At 27.4% G+C, this 12,491-nt stretch carries 11 protein-coding genes and 1 other annotated feature; of the genes, 10 read left to right on the forward strand and 1 reads right to left on the reverse strand.

The features are described from left to right. The first annotated feature begins 189 nt into the window (after window positions 1-189). The gene (locus HMPREF3045_RS03285; RefSeq protein WP_004839134.1) at window positions 190-966 is read left to right on the forward strand and encodes an enoyl-CoA hydratase-related protein; all 777 of its coding nucleotides are present in this window, start codon (window positions 190-192) and stop codon (window positions 964-966) included. A gap of 56 nt (window positions 967-1,022) precedes the next feature. On the opposite strand, the gene HMPREF3045_RS03290 is transcribed toward HMPREF3045_RS03285, so the two are convergent. Then, window positions 1,023-3,140 carry a metallophosphoesterase family protein gene (locus HMPREF3045_RS03290; protein WP_070737048.1) on the reverse strand — a complete coding sequence of 706 codons (2,118 nt, stop codon included), beginning with the start codon at window positions 3,138-3,140 and terminating at the stop codon, window positions 1,023-1,025. A gap of 202 nt (window positions 3,141-3,342) precedes the next feature. Here HMPREF3045_RS03290 and HMPREF3045_RS03295 point away from each other — a divergent pair, with 202 nt between their 5' ends. From HMPREF3045_RS03295 to serS, 9 genes are all read left to right on the forward strand, one after another. Next, window positions 3,343-4,233: a DUF2232 domain-containing protein gene (locus HMPREF3045_RS03295; RefSeq protein ID WP_070737049.1), complete on the forward strand. Its 891-nt coding sequence runs from the start codon at window positions 3,343-3,345 to the stop codon at window positions 4,231-4,233. Next, window positions 4,230-6,236, forward strand: coding sequence for a DHH family phosphoesterase (locus tag HMPREF3045_RS03300; RefSeq protein ID WP_070737050.1), 2,007 nt, complete (start codon window positions 4,230-4,232; stop codon window positions 6,234-6,236). The genes HMPREF3045_RS03295 and HMPREF3045_RS03300 overlap by 4 nt, the downstream gene beginning before the upstream one ends. After that, complete coding sequence (gene rplI / locus HMPREF3045_RS03305; RefSeq protein ID WP_026074017.1) at window positions 6,217-6,657, forward strand: 50S ribosomal protein L9; 441 nt, start codon at window positions 6,217-6,219, stop codon at window positions 6,655-6,657. Before HMPREF3045_RS03300 ends, rplI begins: the two co-directional genes overlap by 20 nt. Then, window positions 6,657-7,982 (forward strand): replicative DNA helicase, encoded by a 1,326-nt coding sequence (dnaB, locus tag HMPREF3045_RS03310; RefSeq protein WP_070737051.1) that lies wholly within the window; start codon window positions 6,657-6,659, stop codon window positions 7,980-7,982. Before rplI ends, dnaB begins: the two co-directional genes overlap by 1 nt. A 1-nt stretch (window position 7,983) precedes the next feature. Beyond that, window positions 7,984-8,547, forward strand: coding sequence for a GNAT family N-acetyltransferase (locus tag HMPREF3045_RS03315; RefSeq protein WP_070737148.1), 564 nt, complete (start codon window positions 7,984-7,986; stop codon window positions 8,545-8,547). Continuing rightward, window positions 8,537-9,298, forward strand: coding sequence for a DnaD domain-containing protein (locus tag HMPREF3045_RS03320; RefSeq protein ID WP_004839125.1), 762 nt, complete (start codon window positions 8,537-8,539; stop codon window positions 9,296-9,298). Before HMPREF3045_RS03315 ends, HMPREF3045_RS03320 begins: the two co-directional genes overlap by 11 nt. Next, the gene (locus HMPREF3045_RS03325; protein ID WP_070737052.1) at window positions 9,295-10,254 is read left to right on the forward strand and encodes an ATP-binding protein; all 960 of its coding nucleotides are present in this window, start codon (window positions 9,295-9,297) and stop codon (window positions 10,252-10,254) included. The genes HMPREF3045_RS03320 and HMPREF3045_RS03325 overlap by 4 nt, the downstream gene beginning before the upstream one ends. Window positions 10,255-10,263: 9 nt before the next feature. Continuing rightward, window positions 10,264-10,926 carry an NAD(P)H-hydrate epimerase gene (locus HMPREF3045_RS03330; protein WP_070737053.1) on the forward strand — a complete coding sequence of 221 codons (663 nt, stop codon included), beginning with the start codon at window positions 10,264-10,266 and terminating at the stop codon, window positions 10,924-10,926. Window positions 10,927-10,961: 35 nt separating this feature from the next. After that, window positions 10,962-11,127: a binding site (T-box leader), on the forward strand. Window positions 11,128-11,167: 40 nt separating this feature from the next. Then, on the forward strand, window positions 11,168-12,457 hold the full coding sequence (gene serS, locus HMPREF3045_RS03335) for a serine--tRNA ligase (protein ID WP_070737054.1): 1,290 nt from the start codon (window positions 11,168-11,170) through the stop codon (window positions 12,455-12,457). Window positions 12,458-12,491 lie beyond the last annotated feature (34 nt).

Below are 12,491 nucleotides of genomic sequence, written 5' to 3' on the forward strand. Positions count from 1 at the left end.
TAGCATGAGGATTTGTATACTTTGTCAACAATCTAAATTCCCCAATGAGGGAATTTTTTATTTGCAAAATTTTAAAAATATTCAAATGAAATTATAATTCTATTTACTATATTTGCTTGACAAAAATTAATCAATGTTATAAGATGAATTTATAGAAAGCGTTTTTAAAAAAATCTTAAAGGAGAAAATATGAATAACGTAAAAGTAGATGTAAAAAATGAAATTGCTTATGTAACTATTGATAGACCAAAAGCTTTAAATGCTTTAAATTCAGAAACTTTAAAAGAATTAAATGAAACTTTTTCAGATATAAGAGATAGAAAAGATGTAAAAGTTTTAATTCTTACTGGTGGCGGAGAAAAATCTTTTGTAGCTGGTGCTGATATTTCTGAAATGGTAAATGCTACACCACAAGAAGGAAGAGCTATGAGTATGCTTGCCTATGAAACTTTTAATATGCTTGAAGAAATGCCACAAGTTACAATTGCAGCTGTAAATGGCTTTGCTCTTGGCGGCGGTTGTGAAATTTCTATGGCTTGTGATATTAGAGTTGCATCTAAGAATGCTCTATTTGGTCAACCAGAAGTTGGTCTTGGAATTATTCCAGGATTTGGTGGAACTCAAAGACTTCCAAGACTTGTTGGAAAAGGAATTGCAAAAGAATTAATTTTTACAACAGATTCTATAAAAGCTGACGAAGCTTACAGAATTGGTCTTGTAAATCACGTAGTTGAAAAAGAAGAATTAATTGATTATTGTACAAAAATGGCAGAAAAAATTATTTCAAAAGCATCTTATGCAGTAACACTTGCAAAACAAGTTATAAATCTTGGAGTAGAATCTGACCTCCACACAGGAATCCAATTAGAAGCAAACACTTTTGCATCAACTTTTGAAACTCACGACAAAAAAGAAGGCATGACAGCTTTCCTTGAAAAAAGAAAAGCAGATTTATCTGATTTTTAATTAAAAAAATTAGGGGCTTTTGTAGGATTAAATTATTTCTACAAAAGCCCCATTTTTTATTCATCTTCGTATTCCACATAAGAAAAATAATGATCTCTTTCATTTAAATCTTCATTTTCGTAAGTTTCAATTACTTCGTTGTTGATTGATTTTACTAAATCTATTATATATGATCTAAGATTTGCTCTTCCGAGCATTTTTTTACCTAAATTTTGTTTTATATTTGTGATTTTTTTATAATTTACTATATATTTTGCAAGGTCGACGCCTTCAACTCTTCTTTTTTTCAAAATAAATTTGGAAATAAAAGTTAGAAGGTCGAACAAATTATTTGATTTTCTTTTTAAATATTTAATTAAACTATTAAAAAATATTCCCTTTATAGAAACTAATTTATTAAAAAATTTATCTTTTGAACCATCAATTTCAAATCTTATATTTTTTGTTAAAAATTCAAAAATTTCATTAATTTCATCTTGGCAATAATCAATTATTTGGTCTGTTATTGAATAATTTGGATTATTTAATTTTGCCATAAATTCAACTACATAAGATGGAGTTGTCTTTTCATCAAGCGCCTTGTATTGGTAAATATAATTTGAAAAATCATATAAGCTATGTCCGTCTTTTGAAATTGGCATAGAAATACCTTTTTTCATAAGCTTATCATAATAATAAATTATATTGTCTGTTGTCATTATTTTTTCTTCAAATTGCTCAATCAAAATCTCTAGACATTCTTCCAAATCTTTTGCTTTTATTATGGCGTGAGACCTGTATGAATCAATTTTTATAAACATTTCCCCATCTGCATCAAAAATATTTATAAAACCTAATTTTTCAATATGAATTGGGAATTTATCCTTGTAAAATTTTAAAATTTCTCCTATATATCCTTTTTTTGGAAGATTTATTTTTAAAGCTGTGTTTATCCTATCAATTAAAAATTTTTTAATATTCATTTCAGAAATCATAGGATTTTTTGCCATGGAATGAACGTAATTAAACAAAACATCCTTTAGTGATAATTGATTTTCTAGAGCGTATGCAATTGAATTTTCTATTTTTATGGTTTCTCCTGATAAATTTTCGTAAGAAAAAGATTTGATTAATTGAGTTTTTAAATCAACCGAAAATCCATTAAATTCTTCTATATCATCCAAAACATTAATGTGTCTTATTGGAAGAGGATAGGTTACGGTTGAGCCAGTTTGAATATTAAATATTTCATTTCCCAAAACAGATTTATATTTTGCAGTTCCATTTTCATGCAGGTGACCTGTAAATAAAAATTTTACGCCCATATCTGCCAAAACTTCAATTGGAAGCTTATCATTTATTCTAGGATCATCGTCAATATATTTTTCTTTCCAATTTTTTATTATAAAAGGTCCCAAGACGAGTCTTTGATCTCTAAAATTTGGAATAAAAGCATGATGAGATATTACAAAAATCATATCTTTTCTACATTTTGCCTCATCGATTTTTTCAATCGCCCATTTCATAACATTTTTATCAAGGGCTCCAACCACATTTGTTTTGCCATCCTTATGATTTTGTTCATAATCACAAGAATAAATTGAAGTGTCAATAAAAAGTAAAGTTAGAGAATTTTTATTTTCTAAATTATTATCAATTCTTGCAAGATAAGAGCCATATCCTTGGCAATAATAAGAATATTTAAAATCTCTGTTAAATTTTTTATTTACAAAATCTAAATGAGATTTAAAAATATTAGAATTTTTATAAAATTCCAAAACCTTATCTTTGTATAAAAAATCATATATTTCAAAAAATTCTCTAGGTTCAATATAATCAGTTTTTTTTAGATTTTTATAGTCAAAAGCTTGCTTGTTATTTATATCATGATTTCCTGGAATTAAAAATATATTTCTTTGTGGATTTTCATAGGTCCAAGATTTTAAAATTTCCCTAACTTCTAGATGAGATTTTTTTTCTCCATCTTTTGTCAAATCGCCAGGAATTATTATATATTTGCTATCATTAAGACTTGCAAGCTCTAATGCTTTTTTTAAAAGCCCTTCGCCTTCAACCAAAAATTTTCTGTCATATTTTATAGCCATATTAAATTCTTTGTTATTAGCCATCAAAGATCTTGCCAAAATATGAATATCAGAAAGAATGCTGAGGCTTATTTTTTTATTATTTTCCATACTATCATTTCCTTTTTCTTAATTTTAATATACCATAAGTAAAAAATAAAAATAAGGAGAAATATTGAATTTTTAATGGAAATGGCTGCTTAATAATTTAAATTATTTTATTTTTTTGTTTTGATTTTTTTGGGTTAGCTTTTTTTTGCTAAAAATCGTATAATCTATGTGATAAACATCCTAAAAAATAGAAAGGATTTTTATGAATGATTATTTAAAGAAAAATAAAAAATTAGGAGCAATAATTTTTGGTTTAATAAATGTTGTTTTAGCATTTTTATCAACGCGTTTTTTGGTATTTGCATTTTTTATTCCAATTTTTACTGCCATAAAATTGTGGGAATTAAATGATAAAAATAAAATGATATTTTTATTTACGACAGGTTTATTTTCTGCAATTTTAAATATAAGGATGACTATTTTTTTAATGTCTCCTATGATAATTTATGGAAATGTTTTATATGATTTAATTAAGAAAAATAAAACTGATAAGTATAGTTTGAAAGTACTTACTATAATTTTTTCGGTTTTATCTTTGACAATTATTGGGTATCTTTACTCTAAGTCAGATATTAATTTTAATTTTTTAGTAGATGCAACGGAAAAAATATTTAAAGATCAAAATTTCAAAATAAATAAAGTAATAATAAGAAAAAGTCTTAAAGCAATACCTTTGGTTTTTATTTTCTTTTCTTTGATTTACAGCATGATTTCACTAAAACTTGTTAGAAATTATTTGAATTATAAAAATGAAAATATAAGGGATTTAAGAAGAATTAACACAATTAGAATTGATATAAAAGATTTAAGAGATATTTTTATTTGCCTAATTATTTCAGTAATATTATGTAAAATTTTATCTTTTTCAAATGAATTTATTTTGTTAAATTCAATTATGGCTTTTAAATTATTATTTTTTCTAAATGGAGTTTTGCTTATTGATTATTTTGTATCACTAAAGAAAAGCAAAGTAGCAAGAATAATTAATTGGTTTTTATTATTTATATTGTTTGCTTACATATCAGATATTATAGCAACAATAGGTTTTATTGATATATTTTTGAATTTAAGAAGAAAAGCGAGGATAGCATGAAGGAAAAATTAAGGTATTTTACGAAAGAAAATTATATTTTTATACTAATCTTACCTCTAATTATTTCGATAATCTTGTTTTTTTATGAGAAAATTTTTGCAACTATAGGACTTATCCTTGTAGTTTTATTATATTTTTATATTAGAAAAATAGATGATAATAATGAGGATTTTTTCCAAGCATATATTGATGAGTTGGATTATTCTTTTGATGAAATAACTAAAAACGTTGTATTTCAAATGCCATTTCCTATTGTTATTTTGGAAGATGGAAAAACAATTAAGTGGCATAATTCTAATTTTAAGGAATTGTTTGAGGCGAAAAATTTAATAGGGAAAAGTGTAAATAATTTTATAACAGATTTTAGCCAAATAGATTTTTCTAAACAATCAACGGATCCTATAACTGTTGATATTTACGATAAGGTTTATGAATTTTATTATTCCACAATAAAAAGAGAAAAATTTGATGATGAGCTTACTTTTGTTTATGGAATTGATAATACATCTGATGAAAATATCAAAAAAATATTTAAAGACAGACGCCTTGTTGTTTTGACAATGTATATTGACAACTTTGATGATTTAAGACAATCTACAAAGGCAAGTGACAGATCATCTCTAACTGGAGAAATTGATAGAATTATAATGAATTATTTTGAAAAATTTGGTGCCATGGTAAGAAAATACGAAAATGATAGGTACATGGTAATGATTCATTATGATGATTACAAAAAAATTTATGATAGTAAATTTAAAATTTTAGATTTGGTAAGAGATGTAAAAAAAGGAAATTCTATCCAACCAACTCTTTCTGTTGGTGTAGGTTTATCAGGCTCAAAGCCTATTGATATTTACGAGGAATCTAGAATTTCAATAGATATTGCTCTTTCGCGTGGTGGCGATCAAGTTGTAATAAAAGAAGGCGATAATTACGAATATTTTGGTGGCAAATCAAAAGCAACAGAAAAAATTTCAAAAGTAAGAAGTCGTGTTATATCTCAAGCTTTAAAAAGAATGGTAGAAACATCATCAAAAGTTTTTGTTATGGGACATAACAATCCAGATATGGATTCTTTTGGATCAGCTCTTGGAATTTATGAAGGAATAAAAAGTATTGGTAAGGAATGTTATTTTGTTTTAAATGAAGTAAACAAACCAATAGAAAATATTTACAATAGAACTGTTGAAGATTTGGAAGGCTTTAGAGAAAATGTTGTTACAGAAATAAAAGCTTTGGAACTAATGGATCAAGGCTCTTTGGTAATAGTAACAGACAATCACAGAAAAAATTCTACAGAAGCTCCATCATTAATAGATAGGACAGAACAAATTGTAATAATTGATCATCATAGAAGGGGAAATGATTATATAAGAAATGCAACAATTTCTTATATTGAGCCTTATGCCTCAAGTGCAAGCGAGCTTGTAACAGAAATTTTAAATTATTTTGATGAATCATTTAAGGCAAGAGTTCCAGTTGCAGAGGCTTTACTTGCAGGACTTACTGTTGATACAAAAAATTTCGTTTATCAAACAGGAGTAAGAACTTTTGAAGCTGCATCAATTTTAAAAAGATGGGGAGCAGATTCAATTATAATAAAAAGAATGTTCAAAGATGATTTTGAAATAGTAAAATACAAATCAGAAGTAATAGCTGATTCGACAGTTGTAAATGATTTTATTGCAATAGGTCATTTTAATAGAGAAATGGATGGCTCAACTTTAATTGCAAGTCAAGCTGCTGATGATTTATTAAATATAAAAGGTGTTAAAGCAAGTTTTGTTTTAACAAGATCGAATGATAAAATCCATATATCAGGAAGAAGTTTGGGAGATATTTCAGTTCAATTAATTTTGGAAAGAATTGGCGGAGGAGGACATTTAACTTCAGCTGCAACCCAACTTGATATGAGTATAGAAGAAGCAGAGATTATGCTTAAAAAAGCTATAAAAGAATATTTAGAGGAGGAAGTTGAAAAAAATGAAGATAATATTAACTGAAGATGTTAAAAAAATCGGCAAAAAAGGCGAAGTTGTAAATGTAAAGCAAGGTTACTTTAGAAATTATATTTTACCAAATAATCTTGGAGTAGAAGCAAATAAAGAAAATTTAGCAAAGCTTGATGAGCATCTTAAACAACTAAAAAAAGAAGAAGATGAAAACATAAAAGCTGCAATGGAAAATAAAGAAAAAATTGAAAAAACAGAAGTTATAATCAAGGTAAAAGCTGGAGAAAATGGAAAATTATTTGGCTCTATTACAAATATGGATATTAAAAAAGCTCTTGATGAAAAAAATATTGAAGTAGATAAGAAAAAAATCGACAAGGCTGACATTGATTCACTTGGAGATTATGAAGTTACAATTAAGCTTTACCAACAAGTTTCTGCAAAATTAAAAGTGAAGGTTGAGGCAGAATAATGGAAGAAAATCTTAGGCAAATGCCTAGTGATATTTCTTCAGAGATGGCCATAATTGGTTGTATAATTACAAAAAGTGAAACCATAGATCAGGCTATACAATTAGTAAAGCCTTATGAGTTTTATGATTCAAGATGCCAAAGAATTTATAAGACTTTAGTTAATATGTATCAAAAAGATATAAAAATAGATGAAGTAAGTCTTATATCAAAATTAAAATCAGAAAACATCTTGGAGGAAGTTGGAGGAGAGCAGTTTATTGTAGAGATAACACTCTCCTCATTTTATACTCCAAATATGGATCAATACTGTGAGAATGTCAAAGAAAAAGCTCTCCTTAGAGCATTAATCGGTGCGTGTGATGAAATAGTTGGAAAATCTTACGAGCAAAAAAAAGATGCTAAAGAAGTTATAGAAATGGCAGAATCAAAAATTTTTGAAATAAGCCAAAAAAATCTTGATAAGGGCCTTGTAAGAGTTTCTGAAACTATGGATGAAACAATAAAGCAACTTGAACTTTTAAGTTTAAATGAAGGAAAAATAACTGGAGTTACGACAGGAATTTCAAGCGTTGATGATAAACTGTCAGGTCTTCAAAATTCCCAATTAATTTTACTTGCAGCAAGACCTGCAATGGGAAAGACTGCTCTTGGTCTTACTATGGCATGGAATGCAGCAAACGCTGGCAAATCAGTTGCATTTTTTTCATTAGAAATGTCAACTTATCAATTAAATCAAAGATTAATTTCTATGGTTTCTATGATTGATCTTGAAAAAATTATTACAGGAAATTTGGAAGCTGATGAGTGGATTGAAATTATAAATGCAATTACAAAAATAAAAGAAAAAGAAATCTACGTCGATGAAACTGCAGGAATTACTTTGTCAGAGCTTAGAAGTAAATGTAAAAGATTAAAGGCAGAAGAAGGACTTGATTTAATTGTAATTGATTATTTGCAACTTATGACTGGGGAAGGAAGATTTGATAATAGGCAACAAGAAATTGCGCAAATTTCTAGAGGCTTAAAATCTTTATCAAAAGAAATAAATTGCCCAGTTTTATCACTTGCCCAACTATCTCGTGAGGCTGACAAAAGATCCGATCACAAGCCGATTTTATCAGATCTTCGTGAATCAGGAGCAATCGAGCAAGATGCTGATGTTGTTATGCTTTTGTATAGGGAAGATTATTATGACGTAGATGATAATCCTAATGTGGCAAAAATTATTTTGGCAAAACACAGAAATGGACCAACTGGTCTTATGGAGTTATTTTTCCACAAACAATGCACAACTTTTAAAGACCTAAGTCATGATGAAAAATAAAATGAAAATAATTGGAAAAGACGATAAGATATATTTAAAAAAATTAGACTTAGATGATGCTTATGATTTAAGAAAATGGTCAATGAATGAGGATGAAAGATTAAAAGGCTATAATTATGGAAATTTTTCTCAAATTGATTGCGAAGTTTGGTTTATGAATGTAAATATTTATAGGAAAAGATATTTTGCAGTAAGAAAAATTGACGATGATAGTTTTATTGCCTTTATTGGTCTAAAAAATTATAATCCGATTTTAAGAAAAAGTGAATTGGGAATTGTTTTTGATCCACAATATACTTCAAGAGGTTATGGTTTTAAGGCTATGCAAATCTTACTTGATTATTATTTTGAGGATTTAAAATTTAATGAACTTTATCTTGATGTAAATAATTTTAATAAAAGAGCGATTTCTTTGTATGAAAAATTAGGATTTAAAAAATGTGGCGATACAATAGAAATTTTTGAAAACCAAGAAATATATCCTGACGATAAATATTTTTTAATGAAAAATGGCAAAATTTATAGTTTTATTACAAAAATGAAAATAAGAAAAGATGGAAGGTAATAATTTGGAATTTAAAATTCAAAATTTAAGTTTGGATATGGGGGAAACATCATTTGAAAATATGTTTTTAAATACATACGTACCCATGGCAGACGGAGATAGCCTAAAAGTTTTTTTGCTTTTATATAAGGATTTAAAATCTAGTGGAGAAGTTGATTTAGAAAAAATAAAAAGACAACTTGCCTTTGATGATGAAAAAATGAACGAAATAATTTCATATTGGACAAATATGGGAGTATTTAGGAAAAAAGATAGGGGCGATGGGACTTTTTATCTTGAAATAATTTCTCTAAGACAAGCTTATTTTGGAAATTCAAAGGCAAATGCAAGCGAAAATATGCTTGATACTTCAAAAAGAAAATCTGTAATGTTTAATCAGGTTGAAAGAATTATTCAAAGACAGCTTACTCCACAAGATATTAGGAGGATTCACGAAACTTTAGATGAATATAAACAAGATCCTGAGCTTGTTACAGAAGCTTTTAGGCAAGCAAAAGAAGTAAATAATGTTGATGTAAAATATGTAATGGGATTTTTAAAAACTTGGAGAGATCAAAGTATTTTTTCCTTAAATGATTTAAAAATAAAAGAAGAAAGAGCGAAATTAATGAGAGAAAAATCTCCAAGAAAATATAAGAGTGCAAAAAAAGTTTATAGGTCAAAAAATAAAAATCCAAATGAAAAATCTTATGCCCAAAAGGCTAGGGAAGAAAGATTTAAAAAAATTCTTGAAGGAGGGGATATAAGATGAGTCCCAATGACAATATTTCAAGAATAATTGAAAAAAGAAGAATAAAAAATAAAGAAGATCAAGAAAAAAGAAAAAAAGAAATCTATGAAAAATTTCCAAGAATTAAAGTCATTGACAAAACTATTGCATCGCTTGGGCAAATGGCAATAACAAAGGCTCAAGAAGGAATTAATGTAGATGAATTAAAGAAAAAATTAAAAGAGCTTGATAGGCAAAAGGAAGAAATTTTACTTGAAAATTCTTACCCAAAAGACTATTTAAAAATCCATTATCATTGTGATATATGTAAGGATACAGGTTTTGTAAATACACAAATTTGTAGGTGTAGAAAAAAACTTATAATAGAGAAAAAATATTCCCAATCAAATATTAGTAGGCTTGTTCAAAGAGAAAATTTTAGAACATTTAACGCAAATTTATATTCTAAAAATCTTTACAAAGATTATCCAATTAGTCCCTACGAAAACATAATTAGAATTCAAAATGATGCAAAAACGTATGTTGAAAATTTCTCAAAAAATTATAAAAATCTTTATATATTTGGAGATGTTGGAAGGGGCAAAACTTTTTTGATAAATTCTATTGCCAAGGAAATTTTGGATAGAAATTATTCTGTTCTTTATCTTACAGCTACAAAATTATTTTCTTTTATGAATGATTATTTGTATGCCTTTTCTGAAAGAAAAGAGGAATTAAAAGAAAGATATGATTTGATTTTTGAATCAGATCTTTTAATTATTGATGATTTGGGAAGCGAAAATGACAGAAATTCTAATGAATCAAATCTTTTTGAAATTGTTAATGATAGGATGATTAACAAAAAACCAATTATTTTTTCATCAAACTATTCTGAAGATGAGCTAATGGAGTTTTATGGAGATAGGATTTTTTCAAGAATTATTGGTTCAAGTGACGTAATGGAAATTTTTGGAGAAGATTTAAGACTTTTATTTTAGGAGTAAAATATGCTTTTAGTAGATCGTGAAACCATGCAAAATATTGACAGTTACGCTATAAATGAAATTAAAATTCCATCTTTGTGTTTGGTTGAAAGAGCAGCACTTTCTGTGATGGAAAATATTAATCTTGATATAAGACACTCTTTTGCTCTTATTGTTTCTTGTGGAAACAACGGAGCAGATGGACTTGCTCTTGCAAGAAATTTACTTGCCCTTTCTAAAGATTGTGATATTTATATTATTGGAAATAAAAACAAGGCAAGCAAAGATTTTATAATAAATTATAATGCTTGTAAAAATCTTACAGAAAATATTTATTTGATTGAAACAATAGAAGATATGAATTTTTTAAGAAAAAATCTTGATAGGGTAAATACGATTGTTGATGGAATATTTGGAACTGGTTTGAATAGACCTGTTTCTGGAATTTATGCAAATATAATTGATTTGATAAATGAAAAAAATATCTACACGATTTCAATTGATTTGCCATCAGGTTTTGATGCAAATGGCGAAAATAATTATGGCACATACGTTGATAGCGACTTAATTGTTTGTATGCAAATTTTAAAAAAAGGTCTTTATGAAGATAATTATTTTAGGGATAAAACTGTAGTTTGTGATATTGGACTTCCTCAAATTGCTATTGAAAAATTTGTTAATGTTTGAAAAAAATAAAAATAAAAGTATATTACTATTAATTGAATAAAGCTGTGATGAGAAGTAGTAATTAAAAATAACCTTTAGAGAGAAGATGGTTGGTGAAAATCTTTGGTGAAAGTTAATGAATCCGTCTTTGAGCTTATAAATTTAAAGTGAATGAATTTATTTCATTAAATTGGGTGGTACCGCGATAATCTCGTCCCTTTTGGGATGAGATTTTTTTATTGTAAAAAAATTAGGAGGAAATATGTTAGACATAAAATTTGTAAGAGAAAACCCAGATTTCGTAAAAGAAAATATCAAGAAAAAATTTCAAGATGAAAAATTAGTTTTGGTTGATGAAGTAATCGAGCTTGATGAAAAATTAAGAGATGTAAAAACAGAGGGAGACAATTTAAGAGCAAAAAGAAATAAAACTTCAAAACAAATTGGTGCTCTTATGGGCCAAGGAAAAAAAGATGAAGCTGAAAAAGTAAAAGAAGAAGTTTCTGATATTAACGATAGACTTGTTCAAATCGAAGAAGATACAAGAAAATTCCAAGACCAATTAAAAGAAAAAATGCAAGTTATCCCACAAATAATTGACGATTCAGTTCCAATAGGAAAAGATGACAGCGAAAATGTAGAAATTGAAAGATTTGGCGAAAATGTAACTCCAGATTTTGAAGTTCCTTATCACGTTGATATTATGGAAAGTTTTAATGGAATTGATTTAGATTCTGCAAGAGATACATCAGGAGCAGGTTTTTATTATTTAAAAGGAGATATTGCAAGACTTCATTCAGCAATTCTTTCTTATGCAAGAGATTTTATGATTGACAAGGGATATGAATATCACATTCCACCATTTATGATTAGATCTGACGTTGTTACAGGCGTTATGAGCTTTGCTGAAATGGAAGATATGATGTATAAAATCGAAGGAGAAGATTTATATTTAATCGGAACAAGTGAGCACTCAATGATTGGTAAATTTATAAATTCAATCACAGATGAAAACGAAATGCCACTAAGAATGACATCATATTCTCCTTGTTTTAGAAAAGAAGTTGGAGCTCACGGAATTGAAGAACGTGGAGTTTATAGAATCCACCAATTTGAAAAACAAGAAATGGTTATAATTTGTAAACCAGAAGATTCAAAGAAATTTTACGATGAATTATGGAAAAATACAGTAGAATTTTTTAGATCATTAGAAATTCCTGTAAGAACACTTGAATGTTGCTCAGGAGATTTGGCAGATTTAAAAGTAAAATCTTGCGACGTTGAAGCATGGAGCCCAAGACAAGGAAAATATTTTGAAGTAGGTTCATGTTCAAATCTTGGAGATGCTCAAGCAAGAAGACTTAAAATAAGATTAAGAGGAGAAAAAGGAAATTATTTTGCTCACACATTAAATAACACAGTAGTAGCTCCTCCAAGAATGTTAATTGCATTTTTAGAAAACTTATTACAAGAAGACGGATCAGTAAAAATTCCAAAACCATTACAAATGTATATGGGCGGAATGGAAAAACTTGTTCCAAAAAATAAATAGAAATTAAAGAAACTCATTTATAAACACTCAAAAA

It is taken from the genome of Anaerococcus sp. HMSC075B03, from assembly GCF_001815585.1.
GTDB lineage: Bacteria > Bacillota > Clostridia > Tissierellales > Peptoniphilaceae > Anaerococcus > Anaerococcus vaginalis.